Raw genomic sequence first — 18131 nt, forward strand, 5'->3', positions numbered from 1 at the left:
GGGCCCTGCTTTCCGTCCTCGTGGCCCCTGGAGGGGGTCCGGTTCGCCCGTTTTGCTTGGCCTACAGCCTAGGTGGGCCTTACCTCGGGCCGTGCCCCGCCCCCTCCGTACGGGTGGCCGCCGGGCGGGTGGCGGCTGGATAGACTGACCGGCCGGTCGACGGCGACACGCCGGGACGGCGACACGGGACACGCCGGGACGGCGGGACGGCGAGGGGTGCGGCATGGCGGCGGGACGGCGGCACCCGGAGCGCACCACGGTCGCGCTGACCGGGGCGACCGGCTTCATAGGCTCCGCGGTGCTGGCCGCCCTGACCGCCCGCGGCGCGCGGGTGCGCGCGCTGGCCCGCGAAGTGCCGGCCGGGCGCGGCCCGGCCGCCTGGGTGCCGGGAGATCTCGCCGACGGGGCGGCGCTGGCCGCGCTCTGCGAGGGTGCCGACGTCCTGCTCCACCTGGCCTCCCGGGTCTCCGGCGGCGCCGAGGAGTGCGCGGCGGTGAACGTGCGCGGCACCGAGGCGGTGACGGCCGCCGCGACCGGGGCCGGGGTGCGCCGGATCGTCCACCTGTCGACGACCGCGGTGTACGGCGAGGGGCCGCACTCCGGCATCGGGGTCGACGAGGTGCCGGCCGCCCCGGTCTCCGAGGCCAGCCGGACCAGGCTGCTCGGCGAACGCGTCGCGCTGGCGGCCGGTGCCGTCGTGCTGCGGCCCGGCCTGGTGACCGGGACGGGCGACCGCTGGGTGGTGCCCGCGCTGGCCGAACTGGTCCGCCGGGTGCCGGTGCCCTGGGCGGGCGGGAACGCCAGGCTCTCCGTGGTGGACCGCGCCGACCTGGCCCGGCTGATCACCGCGCTCGCCCTGGACGACCACGCCGTCCCGCCCGGCGTCCAGCACGCGAGCCACCCCGACCCGGTCCGGGCCGGCGACCTGCTCGCCGCCCTGGCCGGCCTCGGCCTGCTGCCCGCCCTGCCCGGCGCGGACGGCGCGGACGGCGTGGACGGGCCGGACGGCCCGGAGGCCTCGTGGGACGAATGCCGGCGTCTGCTCGCCGCCACCCCGGGCCGCGTCTCCGAGCGGCAGTTCTCGCTGATCGCCCGCGACCACTGGTACCGGGGGGACGACGTCTGGCGCCTCGCCGCCTGCCCGCCCGGCCCCGGCCCGCTGGCCCGGCTGCCCGCCGCCGCCCCCTGGTACCGCCAGGCGCTGGGGCTCGCCGCACCGGCGTAGGACGAAACGCCGGTGCGGCGGGCCGGTTCAGGCGCTGCGCCGCCGGTCGGGCACCGTGCCGACGGTCAGGGCCGCGCCGTCGGTCAGCGGGGGCCGGGGTCGCTGGTGCCGGGGCGGCCGTTCTCCAGGTGGCCGGCCCAGCGGCGGCGGAAGGTCGGGCCGTCGGTGGCGGCGACCGTGATGTCGTACCAGCGGCTGTCGGGGCGTATGTCGAAGGTGAACTGGGCCGAGGCGCCGCGCCGGAGGCTGCGGCTCTGCTGCGACCCCTTGGCGTAGGCGTTGGCGACGGTCACCGTCCGGGTGACCGGCCCGTTGTTGGTGACCTTGACGCGCACCTTGGACTTCTGCGGGTCGAACAGCGCGACCAGCTCGGTCCGGGCGCTGCCCTCGAACTCGTACACCGACCCGTTCGGGCCGTGGGCGGCGAGGTGGTAGTCGCCGGAGGCGGAGTGCGGCCAGAAGTCGCCGAGGGTGTCGCCGCCCGAGATGGTGTAGCGGCGGGGAGCGGCCTTCGGCGCGGTCCGGTCGTAGACGTAGAGCCAGGCGCCGGCTTCGCCCCGGTTCTCCAGATCCAGCTGGAACCGCCCGGGGGTGTCCGTCTCCTCCTCGTTGACCACCAGGTCGTACGGGAGGGCGCGGGCCGGCCGGACGCCGGGCTCCTGGGTGGGCATCCGCTGGGGCAGCGGCACCTGGTACGGCTTGCCCTGCGAGGCGATCGGCGCGGGCACCGGGATCGAGACCGGCCGCGGGTCGGTGCCGGAGAAGTCGAGCGCCGAGGTGAGGTCGCCGCAGACCGACCGGCGCCAGGCGCTGATGTTGGGCTCCTCGATGCCGAACCGGGCCTCCAGGAACCGCAGGACGGAGGTGTGGTCGAAGGTCTCCGAGCAGACCCAGCCGCCGCGCGACCACGGGGAGATGACCAGCATCGGCACGCGCGGGCCGAGGCCGATCGGCTGGAGGCCGCCCGGGTCGGCGCCGGGGACCAGCGGGCTCATCTCGCCCGGGTGCTTGCCGAGGTCGAGCAGTTCGTCGCGCAGGCTCGCCCTCAGGTCGGCGGAGACGATGCCCTGGCCGCCCGGGCCGCTGACGACCGGCGGCATCGGCGGGACGACGTGGTCGAACAGGCCGTCGTTCTCGTCGTAGTTGATGAGGAAGACCGTCCTGCCCCAGACCTCGGGGTTGGAGGTGAGCGCGTCCAGCACGAGGTTGATGTAGTACGCGCCGTCGGTGGGCGTTGCGGACGGGTGCTCGCTGTACTTGTACGGCGGGACGATCCAGGAGACCTGCGGCAGCCGGCCCTGCTGGACGTCGGCGCGGAACTCCTTCAGCGTGTGGTCGGTGGCGCCCTTGTCGACCAGGGGGCCCGACGCGCCCTCGGCGACCTGGTACCGCTCGAAGAACATCAGCGAGTTGTCGGTGTAGTTGTCCGTGGGGGTGCCCGGCTCGCCGGAGCCGCCCTGGTACAGCTTCCAGCTGACGCCGGCCTTCTCCAGGCGCTCGGGGTAGGTGGTCCAGGTGTAGCCGTTGGTGTTGTTGCGCTCCTCCAGGCCGGGGCCGTTGGGCTTGCGGCCGTACACGTTGCGCGGGTCGCTGGTGCCGGTCCACAGGTAGATGCGGTTGGGCGCGGTGTCGGCGTGGACGGAGCAGAAGTACGAGTCGCAGAGGGTGAAGGCGTCGGCCAGGGCGAAGTGGTACGCCAGGTCCTGGCGCTTGAGGTGGCCCATCGTCATGACGTCCTGCTTCTGGTTCACCCACTGGTCGTGGCGCCCCTCGTTCCAGGCGAGGTGGCCGCTGCTCCAGCCGTGGTCGGTGCCGGCCTGGTACTCGGTGGTGTTCCGGGGGTCGATGTACCAGGGCAGCACCTCCTGCTCGGAGGCGGGCAGGCCGCGGTCGTGGTAGCGGTCGGTCTTCACGGCGGCGGCGGGCTGGTGCCAGTTCGGCCGGCCGTCGGGCAGCAGCGTGGGGCGCGGGTCGTCGAACCCGCGCACGCCGCGCAGGGTGCCGAAGTAGTGGTCGAAGGAACGGTTCTCCTGCATCAGGACGACGACGTGTTCGACGTCCTCGATCGAGCGGGTCCGGCCGATCGCGGGCAGTGCCAGGGCCTTGCTGACCGCGGGCGGGAACGCGCCGAGGCCTGCGGCGGCTGCGGACGCGCCGCTCAGCTGGAGGAATCGGCGCCGGTCGATGGAGGCCACGTGGTGTCCTTCCTTCTCGGGGTAAGGGGGGGTGCCAAGAAGGTTCGAACATAGGTGCCGCAGCCGGGCCGTACGAGGTCCTCCAGCGAACGCCGCATGAGTTTTCAGCCAATTCCTGTCTAGCCAACTTCCCGGGACCTACCGGTGGCGGGCCCGGAAACCCGCATGCGTCGCCCCGCGCCGTTCTGCGAGCATGACCGCATGGTCCACCGTCTCGAACCCATCGTCGTCCGGCACACCCACCACCTCCCCGCCTCCTCCTGGCCGGGCGGTCCGGCGGGGCAAGGCGCCGTCGCGGCGCGGCAGTTCGACGCCGCACTGATGTCCGTGGGTTTCAAGCTCTCGGCGGGCCTGCTGGAGCACCTGTCGGGGCTGCCCGGGGCGACGGTCGTCGACACCGCCGCCCGCACCCTGGGCACCGTCCGGGAGCTGGTGGGCGACCACGTCGGGCACAACGCCTACTTCATCGACTTCCCGCTCAACGTGCCGGACACCTTCGAGTTCTGGACGCACTGCATCGCCGGGGCGCTCGCCGACGACGCGTCACGGGACGGCGCGCTCGCCCAACTGCGCACCGGCGTGGTCGACCTGCTGACCCTCCCGGCCTACGGCAGCTACCAGCACAGCTACGCCGAACTGCTCGCCGCCCACGACGAGCTGATCGCCGCCGCGGGCGACCGCATGACGGTCCTGCACCTGGGCGGCGCCCTGGAGGAGGAGGTGACGGCCCTCTACCTGACCCTGGCCGGCAGCACCACCCCGCTGGGCGAGGAGGGCCTGCGCGACCTCGGCGTGCTCGCCGGGCACTGCGCCGCCGGTCCGCAGCCCGAGGCGATCCCGGTCCGGGAGAACCGCGCCGTCGTCAACCTCGCCCGCCTCCGGGCCGGTGCCGACCTCCTCCTGGACACCGTCACCGACGTGCTCCGGCTGGCCTGCGCGCTGTCCGACGGCGACGTGACCCTGGCGGAACCGACCCGGTTCCGGGCGCTGCCACGGCCGGCCCGTCGCGCCCTGCTGGCCGGCCTCGACGCGGTCGTCGCCGCCAGCCCCGCCAAGCTCGCCGACGTCACCGCGCACCGCGAGGCGTTCAAGCGCCTCGGTGAGCGCCTCCACCCGCACGAGTACCCGCGCTGGCCGCACGCCGCCGAGGTGTTCGCCGTCGCCCGCGGCGAGTTGGCGGCCCGCTCCCTCACCAGCCGCGTCGAGGAACTCCTCGGCGCCGACGACGTCACCGGCGCGGTACGGCTGCTGGCCGCCGCCCCGGGCATGCTGTTCCGGTCCCTGGACCGGCTGCTGCGCGCGGGCCGCACCCCGGAGGAGCGCGACACCGTCGTGGCCGCCGTCGAGCAGGCCGCCCCGCAGGTCTCCGGTCGGGTCCTGCTGTCGGTCCGCGAACACCTCCACAACCGCACCGGGGAAGCGGACGGGCGCCGCCTCTTCGTCAACCGCCTCGGCCGCGCCTGGGTCACCGGCGACACCCGCCCGCCCCTGCCGGCAGCCGAACGCGACCGCCTGCTCGCCGCCCTGGACGCCGAGACGAGCCGCCGCCTCCCCGACCCCGGGCACCTGCTGATCGACCCCGACGTGCTCGACGTCGCACTCCCGCTCAGCGGCAGGGCCACCGCCGCCGGACTCGGCGTGCTGCCCCGCGGCTCCCTCACCCCGGTCGACGGCGAACTGCTGCGCTTCTTCGTCTACTGGAAGCAGACCAGCCACAGCACCGACTTCGACCTGTCCGCCCTGCTGCTCGACGACTCCTACGAGACGCTCGGCTGGCTCTCCTACACCTCGCTCACCCAGCTCGAGGGCGAGCACTCCGGCGACGTCACCGACGCCACCGACGGCGGCTCCGAGTTCATCAACCTGCGCCTGGGCGCCGTACGCGGCAGTTCCATCGTCCCGCAGGTCAACATCTTCTCCGGCGAGGGCTTCGAGGAGGTCGAGGAGTCCTTCTTCGGCTTCATGCTGCGCGATGCCGAACAGCAGGGCCGCCCCTTCGAACCGCGCACCGTCCGCATGAAGTCGGACCTGCGCGGCCCGGGCCGGGTCGCCCTGCCACTGGCCTTCCTGCGCGGGGACGACGGCCGCTGGCACGCCAAGTGGCTGCACCTGTACCTGAAGGGCAACCCGAACTCCAACCGGGTCGAGGGGAACCGGGTGTCGGTCGCCACGCTGCTGCGCGGCATCGTCGAGCGCGACCACCTGACGGTCCGCCACCTGACCGGGCTGATGGGCGAGCGCGCCACCGCCACCACGCTGTGGGACGGCGCGGCGCTCCCGGCCGGCCCGGTCACGTACATCGGCCTGGAGCGCCCGGAGGGCCTGCACCCGGACTCCGTCGTCATCACCCCGGAAAACCTGCGCGACCTGATCCCCGCCTGACTGCTACCGTTGGCCCCGGCGAGGCCATGAACGGGCTTCCTTCTCACTCCACCTGACATAGCCCGTTCGCTTTCCTCGCCCTCGACCACCCGCCGGGGTGCCACAAGGCACCCCGGCGTCGTCGTTTCCCGTGGTCCACCTCCTCGGCCGGCGCTGTGAAACCCCAGGCCGGGCAGGTCTGCGCCGCCCCGCCGGTCCGCGCGGTATGACCGTGATCACATCAATTCCGTTGTGCCGTGGTCCGACCCTCATCGCGTCTGAGTTCGGGGGTCTGTGCCCACGAGCGAATCGGAGACCGGACTGTGCGTGCTCACCAAGGTGGCGGGGCCGAGAAGGAGAAGCCCGGAGGGGAGAAGCCCGAAGGGCGGCGGTGGATCGACTACCCGCGCAGAGGGCGGCGCGGAGTCCGTCGCTGGCTCCCGTCCTGGCGGCAGCTGCTCCTGGTGGCCGGGTCCGGGTCGGCGGTGCTGACGGGTTGGCTGATCTGGTTCTACGTCACCACCCAGGTCCCGGAGGACCTGAACGCCTTCGCCACCCAGCAGAACAACGTGTACTTCTGGGCGGACGGCACCGAGATGGCGCGGATCGGTGAGACCAACCGGCAGGAGGTGCCGCTCGACCGGGTGCCGGAGTCGGTGCAGTGGGCCGTGCTGGCCGCCGAGAACGAGACCTTCTACTCGGACCCGGGGATCTCCTTCACGGGCATCGGCCGCGCGGTCTACCAGATGGCCACGGGCGGTGAGACCCAGGGCGGCTCGACCATCACCCAGCAGTACGTCAAGAACAGCTACCTGAACCAGCGTCAGGACGTCTCGCGCAAGCTCAGCGAGATCGTCATCGCGATCAAACTGGACCGGCGGATGAGCAAATCGGACATCCTGGCCGGCTATCTGAACACCAGTTGGTTCGGGCGCGGCAGCTACGGCATCGAACGGGCCGCGGCGGCGTACTACGGCAAGGACGTCTCGCAGCTCAACCCGAGCGAAGGGGCCTTCCTCGCCGCCCTGTTGAAGGGGGCCGGACAGTTCGATCCGGGGATCAGCGCGAACAACCACCGGCGGGCCGAGGAGCGGTGGTCCTGGATCCTGGACCGGATGGTGAAGGTCGGCAAGCTCTCCGCCGCCGAGCGCGCCAGGTACACGGTGTTCCCCGAACCCAGGACCCAGCCGAAGGCGGCGGGGCTGAGCGGCCAGGTCGGGTACCTGGTGGACATGGCCAGGACCTACGTGGAGGGCCACAGCGACATCACGCAGGCCCAGTTCGACCTCGGCGGCCACCAGATCTTCACCACCTTCGAGAAGCCGAAGGTCACCGCGCTGGCCACCGCGGTGCGGGACGCCACCAAGGGGATCGACCCCGACAGCCGCGAGGCCGACCGGTTACTGAAGGTCGGCGCCGCCTCGGTGGCCCCGGACGGGAGGATCGTCGCGCTCTACGGCGGAACCGACTACCTGAAACAGGGCTTCGACAACGCCAACACCTCCACGGTGCCGGTCGGTTCGGCCTTCACCCCGCTGGTCTACGCCTCGGGCCTGAGCGAGGGCGTCCAGCGCCAGCGGGGCGGCAGCCGCACCCCGGTGACGCCCACCACCACCTACGACGGCGACGACGGCGTGAACGTGATGACCCCGGAGGGGCCGTACTGGGGGCGCAACGGGCGGATAGCGAAGACCGCCAACGACGGCAAGCGGAGCTGGGGGACGGTCACCCTGAGGAGCGCGGTGGAGCAGTCCGTCAACGGGCCGATGATGCAGCTCGCCATGGACGTCGGCCTGGACCGGGTGCAGAAGACCGCCGCCGACCTGGGCCTGCTCCCGGGCAGCATGGGGGAGTTGGTGCCGGCCTTCGGTGTCGGGAACTCCACGCCGAGCGCGATCAGGACCGCCGACGCCTACGCCGCCTTCGCCGCGGGAGGCAGCCACACGGACCCGTACTCCGTCCTGAGGATCACCCGGAACGGCGAGCCGCTCGCGCTGCGCCTGCCGACCGCCGTACAGGCGCTGACCCCGCAGGTCGCGGGGGAGGTGGACGCGGCGCTGAAGAGCGCGGTCCGCACCGGGAGCGCCAAGGCGGCGGCGGAGGCCGGGCCCGACCTGGCGGGGAAGCCGGGGACGACCCCGGACCGTACGGCGGGGTGGTTCGTCGGCTACGACGCGCGGATGTCCACGGCCGTCACGGTCTTCCGGGCGGACCTGAAGGACATGAAGCTGCTCTCACTGGAGGGGCTGGGCGGCGCCGCCCCGGACACCCCGGACTCCGCGCTGCCCACCCGGATCTGGACCTCGTACATGAAGGCGGCGGGTGGCCCGGGAGGCCGGTAGGGCCGGGCGGCCGCGGGGCGCGGTGTCACGGCCCCGCGGCCGCCCGGGCCGGGTCACTTGACCAGACGGGACCAGTCGGCCGGCTGCCCGGGGTCCAGCGCGCGCAACTGGTCGAGGACCTTGGGGTCCTGGGCGTCAAGCCAGTCGGCGACCTGGCGGAAGGACACGCAGCGGACGCCCTCCCGGGTGCAGACGCTCTTCATCACGTCCTCGATGGCCTGCATGTAGATGCCGCCGTTCCAGCTCTCGAAGTGGTTCCCGATGAAGAGCGGCGCCCGGCTGCCGTTGTAGACCCGTTCGAAGCCGTTGAGGTAGCCGTTCCGGGTCTCCTTCTCCCACGCGTCGTACTTCTTCGGATCGCCCTTGGTGGTGTCCCCGGACTGGTTGGCGAGGAAGTTGTAGTCCATCGAGAGGACCTGGGTCGATTTGCCCGGGTAGGGCAGCAGTTGGAGCGGGAAGTTCCAGATGCCGTCCTTCTTGCCGGGCCAGACCTGGAACTCGCCCGGTGAGCTGGCGTCGTACCGGAAGCCGGCCGCCTTCTCGGCCGCGAGCAGGTTCTTCTGGCCCTGCAGGCAGGGGGCGCGGCCGCCGACCGCCTCCTTGGTGTAGTCGAAGGGCAGCGGCGGGAGGTTCTTGAAGCCGGTGTTGGTCTTCCAGTTGGTGACGAAGGAGATCGCCTGGTCGAGCTCGCTCTTCCACTCCTCGGTGCTCCAGTCGTCGCCGCCCTTGGAGTCGCAGAAGTGCCCGTTGAAGTGGGTGCCGATCTCGTTCCCGTCCTGCCAGGCCAGGCGCAGCTGTTCCAGGGTGTCCTTGATGTGGGCGTCGGTGGCGAAGTCGATGGCGGAGGCGCCGGCGTCGTGCTGCGGCGGGTGGTAGAGCGTGCGTTTGGACTTGGGCAGGGTGTAGATGCCGCTCAGGAAGAACGTCATCTGGGCGTTGTTCTCCGTGCCCAGCTTGCGGAAGCGCGAGAACTGTTCGTCGTCGCCCTCCAGCGCGCCGTCCCAGGAGAACACCACGAACTGCGGCGGTTTCTCGCCGGGCTTCAGCTTCTCGGGCCGGGGTTGTTTGGGCTGCGGCCCGGTGTCGGAGGTGGAGCCGTCGCCGAGCACCTTGACCTGGCCGTCCCAGCTCGGCGTGGCGCTGGGGGTCGGGGTGGCGGCGAGGCTGCCGGGGCCGTCGGAGGGTGTGCCGCTCGGGTCGGGTGTGCTCTCCGGGGCGGCGTCGGCGGTGGCCGGTCTGCCCTTCGAGTCGGGGCCTCCCGTGCCCAGGCCGAGGGCCACGACGACCCCCGTTGCCAGCAGGACAGCCACGCCACGAGCAGGACGCACCGTTCCTCCGCTTCTCCGACCTACCGTCAGGTATTGGTCGGATAGTCATACGTATGGTGCGAACATCAGAACACCTTGATCGACAATGTGTCGAGGCTTGCATGGAAGGGGAGTTGGGAGACATGTGTGCGACGGGAGGCCGGTCGCACCCCGGGCGGGTGCGGCCGGCCTCCCGGTCGGGCGGGCTCAGCGGCCCGCGTAGACGTCCTCGACGTAGCGGCGCTCGTCGATCAGGCCCTGGAGCCAGGCCTGGGCCTGGCCCTCGTCGGCGCCGGGGGTCCGGCTCAGGTACAGCTCGCGGAAGGCGGCGCGGACGCCCGGGGCCATCCGGGCGCCGTCGCCGCACACGTAGACCTCGGCGCCGGCGGTGAGCAGGCTCCAGACCTCCGCGCCCTCGGCGGCGATGCGGTCCTGGACGAAGCGCCGGCCGTCGACGGGCTGTTCGCTGAAGACCGGGCGCATCGAGACGGCGCCGGCCTGCTCGGCGGCGAGCAGTTCGTCGCGGTGCAGGTAGTCGGCGTCGGGCGCGTCGCAGCCGAAGTAGAGCAGGGCCGGGGCGAGTTCGGTGTCCCTGGCGGTGGCCTCGGCGGCGGCGGTGGCCTCGTCAGTGGCGGTGTCCTCGCCGGTGGCGGCGGCGAGCAGGGCGCGGCGGTCGGCGACCGCGCCGCGGAACGGCGCCAGGCCGGTGCCGGCCGCGATCATGATCACCGGGGCGCGGTGGCCGATCCGGAACGTCTCGCGGCACGGCTGGAGGCGCGCCAGCACGGTGTCCCCGACGGCCACCCGGTCGAGGTAGCCGGAGCCGACGCCCCGGAAGGAGCCCCGGCCGGAGCGGGCCGGGGCGTCGAGCACGGAGACCATCAGGTCCACGTGGCGCGGGGCGCTGGTCGGCGACGTGGAGATGGAGTACATCCGGGGCCGGATCGGCGGCAGCAGTTCCAGCAGCACCGGCCAGGTCAGGACCTCCCGCAGGGCCGGGTGGTCCTCGACCAGGTCCAGCAGCGTCCGGGGGTCGTCCTCGGGCAGCGCCCGCAGCGCGGCCCGCTCGGGCGGGCAGGGGTTGAGGTCGGCCAGCGTCGCGCGCTGGGCGGCGCTCGGTCGGTCCTGCAACTCGACGTGGTGGGTGAGCAGTTCGCGAACCGTCAGCGGCCGGTCCACGGCCAGGATGGTGCGCCGGTTCGCCACGATGGCGAGCAGGGTGTCCGGGTCGGCGCCGAACACCTTGGCGGCGCGCTCGACCAGGGCCGGGTCGTTGGCCGGCAGCACCGAGACGTGGTCCGCGGTGCGGTAGTCGACGCCCTCCGGCAGGGCCAGCCGGACCAGGCGCTTGACCCGGGGGTAGGCGGGGTCGGTGAGGCTGCCGACCGCCGTGACGGTCAGCCCGATCACGCGGCGCTTCGCGGCCAGGGCGTCCAGCGGACCGCCGGCCAGCTCCGTCACGGTGTACGTCTCCAGGGGGGCGGCCTCGGCGGAAACGGGAGCGGGCGCGGTGCCGGAGCCGGGGGCGACGACGGGGGCGGCGGCGTCGCCGTACCGTTCCAGCAGGGCCCGGCTCAGCGCCGTGGTGAACTCCGCCACCTTCCCGGCCAGATCGCCGGAGGCGTCGGCCGCACCCCGGGCGAGCAGCCGGGTGCCGCCCAGGGCGGCGAGGCCCTCGTCGATCAGCGTCGGCACGCGCTGGTACGTGGCGGCGTACGTCCGGTCGCCGATGCCGAGCACCGCGTACCGGACGTCCTTCGCGAACCCGGCGGCGCCCTCGGCGGCTTCGCCGCCCTCGGCCTGTTCGGCCTGTTCGGTCGCCACCCGGAGCCGGCGGACGAACTCCGCCGCGTCGTCCGTCGGCTGGCCGTTGTACGAGGCGGCGGTGATCACCACCGGCCGGTCGGTGGGCAGCCCGTCCGCGTAGGCGTCCAGCGGGGCGACGGCGGTGTCGCAGCCGAGTGCGGCCGCCACGTCGGCCAGCTGCCGGGTGAACTCGCGGCAGGCGCCGTAGTTGGAGCCGTGCAGGAGCAGCAGGCCGGTGCCCTGGCGGACCCGCCCGGGCAGGTCGGCGGCGCGGACCGGCGCGTCGACCACCGCCGGGGGCGTGGGCGTGCGCGGGGCGAGGGCGAGGGTGAAGTCGTCGGGCTTGATGGTGAGCGTCTGCTTGATGGTCAGCCGGTAGTCGGCGTGGTCGATCAGCCGGTAGCGGTGGACCAGCATGCCGAGCAGCATGGTCGCCTCGTGCAGCGCGAACTGCCGGCCGATGCAGGCGCGTTCGCCGGTGCCGAAGGGCTTGAAGGCGTGCGGTGAGCGGGCCGCCTCCGGCTCGGGGTCGAAGCGGGAGGGGTCGAACAGCTCGGGGTTGTCGCCCCAGACGGGGTCGCGGTGCAGCATCATCGTGGCCACCAGGACCGGCTCCCCGGCGCGGACCGGGATCCGGCCGCCGAGCAGGGTGTCCGCGCGGGGCTCCCGGCTGAACGCGGGGGCCGTCGGCCACAGCCGTAGCGCTTCGTTGAGCACCTGCCGGGTGTACCGGAGCCGGCCGATGTCCTCGTACGAGGGCTCCGGGTCGGCCTGGTCGCCCCAGAGCGCGTCCACCTCGCGCTGGACCTCGCGGAGCACGCCGGGGTGCTTGACGAGGTAGTACAGGGCGAAGGAGAGCGCGCCCGAGGTGGTCTCGTGGCCGGCGATCAGGAAGGTGATCACCTGGTTGCGGATGTTCTCGGCGTCCAGTCTGCCGCCGTCGGCGGGGTGCACGGCGTCGAGCATCAGGCCGAGCAGGTCCTCGGCCGGGCCCTGCTCGGGGCTGCCGGCGCGGGCGGCGATCACCTCGTCCACCACCGAGGCCAGGTACCGGGCGTCGCCCTGGGCGGCCTCGTCGCGCTCGCTGTGGTCGAGTTCCGGGTCGCGCAGGAGCTTGTTCATCGCCCAGTCCAGGGAGCGGACCATCGCCTCGACGAAGGGGTGCGGCTCCTCCCGGTCGAAGGAGCCGAAGTCGAAGCCGAAACCGGCCAGCCCGATGGTGTCCAGGGTCATCCGGGTCATGTCGCCGGGCACGTCCACGACCAGTCCGGCGGCCGACCGGCCGTCCCAGGACTCGATCAGGCGGCGGGCCACCCGCAGCATCACCGGGTGGTAGGTGCGCATCGAGCCGAGCGCGAAGGCGGGCATCAGGATGTCGTGCGCCCTGGCCCAGTTCGGCTCCGCGTTGTACGCCGTGAACAGGCCGTCCCCGGTGAACGCGCGGACGTTCTCCAGGGCCGGTCCGATCGACTTGGTGAACCGCTCCTCGTCGGCCAGCTCCTCGACCAGGTCCAGGCCGGTGACGATCAGGCTGTCCCGCCCGTGCAGTCGCTGGACGAAGGCCGGGGCGTGCCGCCGGGCCAGCTCCATGGTGCGCAGCACGGGGGCGGCGATCGGCGGCGCCGACGAGATGTCGACCAGCGGCACCCCGGCGGTGCTCTGCCGGGGCACCAGGGTCTCGGGCGGGAGCCCGGCCCCGGCCGGATTCGCAGCCTCGGCTGCCGCCGGGGTCATCGTCTCGGTCATGGGTTGTCGCCTTCCGTGGCAGGAGAAACCTCGTCGTCCTCCACTCTCGCCCGAGCGGGGCGGGAACCCGGGCCCGGGGACTACATGTTTGTGCAGTAGCGGCGGTCGCGGAAGACTTGTCAACGGACCGTCAGGTCTGCAGCACGCGGGAGCCGTACACGGGAGGGGCCGGGCATGAGACTGACCGACTGCGAGTCGACCGCGGAGAGCTGGCAGGACCTCGCCGTCATCTGGCGCAACCGGACGCTGCGCTTGCTCGACCACGTGCCGGTGGCGCTGGCGGTGTGCGAGTTCAGCGGCCGGATCATGATCGTCAACCGGGCGATGGCCGCCGAATTCGGCCTGCTGCCCGGGCAGTTGCGCAACCGGAAGATCCTGGAGTTCTTCACCCTCCGGGACAGTGCCACCATCCCGGCGCTCGCCGAGGCCGTCCGCCTGCACCGGCGCTCGCAGTACCCGGCGCCGGTCTCCTGGTCGGCCGCCGACGGCACCGAGCGGAGCGGCGAGATGACCGTCGCCCTGGTCGGCGACACCCCGGAGGAGGCCCCGAACCTGTTGCTCTCGCTGCCCGTCCGTACCGGGCCGGCCGCCCCGCCGGCCGCCCCCCGCCCCGAGGTGAGCCCGATCGAGGCCCGGATCCTCGCCGCCGCCGCCCGCGGCGCCACCACCGCCCAGATCGGCCGGGAGATCGGCCTCACCCCGGACGGCGTCAACTACCACCTCGCCCGGCTCACCCGCCGCTGGCAGCTGCCCAACCGCACCGCGCTGGTCGCCCGCGCCTACGCCACCGGCGTCCTGGCCGCCGGCGCCTGGCCGCCGGAGCCGGCCCCCCGCCCGTGACGGGGCGGGCGGGGGGCGGCTCGCGGGCCGGGCCGGGCTGCGCGGGGCCGGGGCTGCGCGGGCCGGGGCTGTTCGGGGCTGGGCTGTTCGGGGCTGGGCTGTTCGGGGCTGGGCTGTTCGGCGATTTAGTTATATGCTCACAATGATTTCAACAATACAAATACTTGTGGAGCTCCCACCATGCCGGACGCCGCCCTACGACGGCCCTGGCTCGTGCTCGCCATCTGCTGCATGAGCCTGCTGATCGTCAGCCTCGACAACACGATCCTGAACGTCGCCCTGCCCGCCATCCAGCGCGACCTGCACACCTCGGTGTCCGGGCTGCAATGGACGGTCGATGCCTACACGCTGGTGCTGGCCAGCCTGTTGATGCTCTCCGGCTCCACCGCCGACCGGGTGGGCCGCCGCCGGGTCTTCCAGATCGGGCTGGTGGTCTTCACCGGGGCCTCGCTGCTGTGCAGCCTGGCCCCCGGGCTCGGCTGGCTCGTCGTCGCACGGATGCTCCAGGCGGTCGGCGGATCGATGCTGAACCCCGTCGCCATGTCGATCATCAGCAACACCTTCACCGACTCCCGGCAGCGCGCCCGCGCCATCGGCGTGTGGAGCGGCGTCGTGGGCATCAGCATGGCCGCCGGGCCGATCGTCGGCGGCGCCCTGGTCGAGTCGGCCGGCTGGCGGGCCGTCTTCTGGATCAACGTGCCGATCGGCCTGGCCGCGCTGTTCCTGACCCGCAGGTACGTGCCGGAATCGCGGGCGCCGCGGCCCCGCCGGGTGGACCCGTTCGGCCAGGTGCTCGTCATCGTCCTGCTCACCACGCTCACGTACGCGATCATCGAGTCGCCGGAGCGCGGCTGGACCTCGCCGCTCGTCGTCGGCTGCGCGGCGGCGGCGCTGGGCGCGCTGCTGGGCCTGCTGTGGTACGAGCCCAGGCGCACCGACCCGCTCATCGAGCTGCGCTTCTTCCGCTCCGCGCCGTTCGCGGGCGCCACCGTGATCGCGGTCGCCGCCTTCGCCTCCCTGGGCGGGTTCCTGTTCGTCAGCTCCCTGTACCTGCAGAACGTGCGCGGGCTCACCCCGCTGCACGCCGGACTGTTCATGCTGCCGATGGCGGTGATGGCGCTGCTGACCGCACCGGTGTCCGGCCGCATGGTCGCCTCCCGGGGGCCGCGCGTCCCCCTGCTCCTCGCCGGGGCGGCCCTGTGCGCGAGCGCCGTGCTCCAGGCGCTCACCTACTCCGACCACCTTCCGACGGCCGTGCTGGTCGTCGCGTACCTGCTCTTCGGCACCGGCTTCGGTCTGGTCAACGCGCCCATCACCAACACCGCCGTTTCGGGCATGCCCCGTTCGCAGGCCGGCGTCGCGGCCGCGGTGGCCTCCACCAGCCGGCAGATCGGCCAGTCCCTCGGCGTGGCCGTCGTCGGCGCCCTGATGGCGGGCGGCGCGTACGCGCACACGGCGGCCTTCACCGACGCCGGGCGGACGGCGTGGTGGATCATCGCCGGCTGCGGCGCCGCCGTGCTGGTCACGGGTACGCTCACTTCCGGCCGCTGGGCCCGGGAGACGGCCCTGCGCACGGCGGAGCGGCTCGCCGCCGAGGAGACGCCGGAGACGCCGGAGACGCCGGAGACGCCGGGGACGAGGGAGACGAAGGAGACGAAGGAGACGAAGGAGACGGTGAACACCTGATGGACCGCCCGCACACCGGTGAGCACCACGAGGGGGACGAGGCCGCCACCAGGACGGCGACCAGGGTCTGGCAGGGGCTGAACGCGCTCGTCCTGGAGCGCTACGACCGCCGCAAGACCGTCGCCGAAGCCCTCGGCATGAGCTTCAGCCGGGTCAGGGCGCTGCGCCGCCTCGGCGCCGACCCGATCACCCTGCGGGACCTGGCCGAGCGGCTGGGCAGCGACCCGCCCTACACCACCGTCATCGTCGACGACCTGGTGCGGCGCGGCCTCGCCGAACGCGTCACCAATCCCGCCGATCGCCGGTCCAAGCTGGTCCATCTGACCGAGGAGGGCCAGGCGAAGGCCGCCCTCGCCGTCAGGATCCTCACCACCCCGCCCGACGACCTGCTCGCCCTGCCCCCGGAGGACATCCAGGCGCTCGACCGCGTCCTGGCGAAGCTCCTGGACTGAACCTCCCGGGGCGGGGCGCCGCCGCGGCGGCCTCGGGCGGGTGGCGGCTACGGCCGCTGGTCGACCGTGTGCTGGTAGGCCGAGTAGGTCAGGTAACCCCGGTCCCCGCCCTGGTAGTAGGTGGCTTCGTCGGCCGGGGCGATCGGGGCGCCGGTGCGCAGCCGTTCGACGAGGTCGGGATTGGCGAGGTAGGCGCGGCCGAAGCTGATCAGCTCGGCGCCGAGGCCGAGCCAGTGGTCCGCCGCCTCGCGGTCGACCTGCTTCGGGCCCAGCGGAAGCACCGGATTCATGATGAGCGTGCCCGGCCAGGCGCGGCGCAGGGCGAGCAGGGACGGCTCGTCCGTCGTCGCCTCCAGGTGGACGTAGGCGAGTCCGAGGCCGGCGAGTTCGCCGAGCAGGGCGGTGTAGAGCTCCAGGACGTCCTCCTCCGCCACGCCCCAGAAGGTGCCGCCGGGGGAGAGGCGGATCCCGGTCCTGGCGGCGCCGACGGCCTCGACGGTGGCGGTGGCGGCTTCGACGGCGAAACGGATCCGGTTGCGCACCGGGCCGCCGTAGCGGTCGGTGCGCCGGTTGGCGTTGGAGGAGAGGAACTGCGAGATCAGGTAGCCGTTCGCGCCGTGCAGTTCCACCCCGTCGAAGCCCGCGTCGACGGCGCGGCGGGCGGCCTCGGCGTAGGAGCGGGCGTGTTCGGGGACCTCGCCGGTCTCCAGGGCCCGGGGGACCGGAGCGGGCTGCGGACCGGTCGGGGTGAACACGTCGCCGGTGGCGGGGACGGCCGAGGGGCCGACCGGTCGCAGCCCCGTGGTGTCCGGGTGCGAGACCCGGCCGCCGTGCATCAGTTGGGCGAAGATCCGGCCGCCGTTGGCGTGCACGGCAGCGGTCACCTGGCGCCACGAGGCCGTCTGCTCGTCGGTGTACAGGCCGGGCGTGCCCGGGTTCGACTGGCCGATCAGGCTCGGCTGGACGCCTCCGGTCACGATCAGCCCGGCGGTGGCCCGCTGGGCGTAGTAGGTGGCCATCGAAGCGGTGGCCAGGCCGTCGGCGGTGGCGCGCCCCCGGGTCATCGGTGCCATCACCACCCGGTTGGGCAGCGCGAGTTCGCCGAGCCGGTAGCCGGTGAGCAGGGCGCTCGACGTGGCGGACGTGGCGGACGTCGTCATGCGGAAGTCCTTCGTTCGAAGTCACGGACCCGGTGCCCGGGCCCGTCCTCCGTTACGCTAAAACCTGACATTGACGTCAGAGGCAAGCCCTGTGACGGGGATCACGACCCGGAGGTGCCCGTGCGGATCGGAGAGCTCGCCGAACGCGCCGGAGTGAGCGTCAGATCCCTGCGCTACTACGAGGGGCAGGGCCTGCTGGCCAGCACCCGCAGCGCCAGCGGGCAGCGCCACTACGCCGACGGCGCGGTGGCGCGGGTGCTGTTCATCCAGCGCCTCTACGCGGCGGGGCTGTCCAGCCGCGCCATCGCCGAACTGCTGCCGTGCGTGGACGCGCCCAGCGAGGAGCACTCGGTGGCCGCGCTGGAGCGGATGGGGCAGGAGCGGGCGAAGCTCGACGCGCACATCGCGGACATGGCCAGGACCCGTGACGCGCTCGACGAACTGATGGACACAGCCCGCGCAGCACTAGACCCGGACTTCGCGGGTCGTTGTTTCAGGTCTGTGGCCAGCGGGTTTGTGTGATGTCGGTGTCGAGGAGGTCGAGGAGGTGGAGTTGGACGCCACGGTTGATCTGGACGGTTGGCGGGTCGGTGACGTTGCCGATCCGCAGGGTGAGTTCGCCGAGGTGGTAGAGGATCATCCGGCCGGTGGGCCGGACCCGTCGGTTGTCCGGATAGAGGCCGGCCATGGTCTCTTCCGGGCCCAGAGCGCGTCTGACCTGCCGCTCGATCAGGCAGAAGACGAGCAGGGCCAGGCAGATCACCTGGATCAGCGCGGCGACACGCCGGTTGTGCTGGACGAAGACCGGCGCGACCGCGAGGGGGCCCTTGAAGTCGTGATAACGCCGTTCGACCGAGCCCTGGCCCTTGTAATGGATCAGCACCTGGGCCGCGCCGGCCTTCTCGGCCGGGATGCTGGTCAGCAGCGCCCACCAGCCGTCCACCGCGGCCTCGGCGTCCAGGACGTCCTGGTCGAAGTGCCACTGAAAGGCGGGAGGTTCGCCTTCGCCTC

General features: G+C 72.9%; 12 protein-coding genes. 7 read left to right on the forward strand and 5 right to left on the reverse strand.

Features of this window, described 5'->3' with window-relative positions:
• The first annotated feature begins 223 nt into the window (after positions 1-223).
• A complete protein-coding gene (locus ACIO9K_RS27305; RefSeq protein WP_400333864.1) occupies positions 224-1225 on the forward strand; it encodes an NAD-dependent epimerase/dehydratase family protein in 1002 nt (333 codons plus the stop codon).
• Positions 1226-1308: 83 nt separating this feature from the next.
• Here the strand turns inward: ACIO9K_RS27305 and ACIO9K_RS27310 are convergent, their stop codons facing one another.
• Entirely contained in the window at positions 1309-3420 is a 2112-nt protein-coding gene (locus ACIO9K_RS27310) for a phosphocholine-specific phospholipase C (RefSeq protein WP_400333867.1), read from the reverse strand.
• 201 nt (positions 3421-3621) lie between these two features.
• Here ACIO9K_RS27310 and ACIO9K_RS27315 point away from each other — a divergent pair, with 201 nt between their 5' ends.
• Both ACIO9K_RS27315 and ACIO9K_RS27320 read left to right on the forward strand, forming a co-directional pair.
• Positions 3622-5802, forward strand: coding sequence for a hypothetical protein (locus ACIO9K_RS27315; RefSeq protein WP_400333870.1), 2181 nt, complete (start codon positions 3622-3624; stop codon positions 5800-5802).
• A 302-nt stretch (positions 5803-6104) separates the two neighbouring features.
• Entirely contained in the window at positions 6105-8123 is a 2019-nt protein-coding gene (locus tag ACIO9K_RS27320; protein ID WP_400333873.1) for a transglycosylase domain-containing protein, read from the forward strand.
• A 53-nt stretch (positions 8124-8176) separates the two neighbouring features.
• On the opposite strand, the gene ACIO9K_RS27325 is transcribed toward ACIO9K_RS27320, so the two are convergent.
• Together ACIO9K_RS27325 and ACIO9K_RS27330 are read right to left on the reverse strand one after the other, a co-directional pair.
• Complete coding sequence (locus ACIO9K_RS27325; protein WP_400333876.1) at positions 8177-9433, reverse strand: hypothetical protein; 1257 nt, start codon at positions 9431-9433, stop codon at positions 8177-8179.
• Between the two features lie 204 nt (positions 9434-9637).
• Positions 9638-12982: a cytochrome P450 gene (locus ACIO9K_RS27330; protein WP_363621014.1), complete on the reverse strand. Its 3345-nt coding sequence runs from the start codon at positions 12980-12982 to the stop codon at positions 9638-9640.
• 174 nt (positions 12983-13156) lie between these two features.
• Here ACIO9K_RS27330 and ACIO9K_RS27335 point away from each other — a divergent pair, with 174 nt between their 5' ends.
• The 3 genes from ACIO9K_RS27335 to ACIO9K_RS27345 all read left to right on the forward strand — a co-directional run bounded on the left by ACIO9K_RS27335 (position 13157) and on the right by ACIO9K_RS27345 (position 15960).
• Complete coding sequence (locus ACIO9K_RS27335) at positions 13157-13822, forward strand: LuxR C-terminal-related transcriptional regulator (RefSeq protein WP_363621015.1); 666 nt, start codon at positions 13157-13159, stop codon at positions 13820-13822.
• A 180-nt stretch (positions 13823-14002) separates the two neighbouring features.
• Positions 14003-15508, forward strand: a complete 1506-nt coding sequence (locus tag ACIO9K_RS27340) for an MFS transporter (RefSeq protein ID WP_400333880.1) — start codon at positions 14003-14005, stop codon at positions 15506-15508.
• The gene (locus tag ACIO9K_RS27345; protein ID WP_363621019.1) at positions 15508-15960 is read left to right on the forward strand and encodes a MarR family transcriptional regulator; all 453 of its coding nucleotides are present in this window, start codon (positions 15508-15510) and stop codon (positions 15958-15960) included. Before ACIO9K_RS27340 ends, ACIO9K_RS27345 begins: the two co-directional genes overlap by 1 nt.
• 47 nt (positions 15961-16007) lie before the next feature.
• Here the strand turns inward: ACIO9K_RS27345 and ACIO9K_RS27350 are convergent, their stop codons facing one another.
• Positions 16008-17120, reverse strand: coding sequence for an alkene reductase (locus tag ACIO9K_RS27350; protein WP_400333883.1), 1113 nt, complete (start codon positions 17118-17120; stop codon positions 16008-16010).
• 120 nt (positions 17121-17240) lie between these two features.
• Between ACIO9K_RS27350 and ACIO9K_RS27355 the strand changes: the two genes are divergently transcribed.
• On the forward strand, positions 17241-17642 hold the full coding sequence (locus ACIO9K_RS27355; RefSeq protein WP_400333886.1) for a MerR family transcriptional regulator: 402 nt from the start codon (positions 17241-17243) through the stop codon (positions 17640-17642).
• Here the strand turns inward: ACIO9K_RS27355 and ACIO9K_RS27360 are convergent.
• The coding region (locus ACIO9K_RS27360) for a hypothetical protein (RefSeq protein WP_400333889.1) at positions 17614-18131 on the reverse strand (518 nt) is incomplete at its 5' end. The two genes, ACIO9K_RS27355 and ACIO9K_RS27360, sit on opposite strands and share 29 nt — an antisense overlap.

This window comes from Kitasatospora sp. NPDC087271, assembly GCF_044744605.1.
Lineage (GTDB): Bacteria > Actinomycetota > Actinomycetes > Streptomycetales > Streptomycetaceae > Kitasatospora.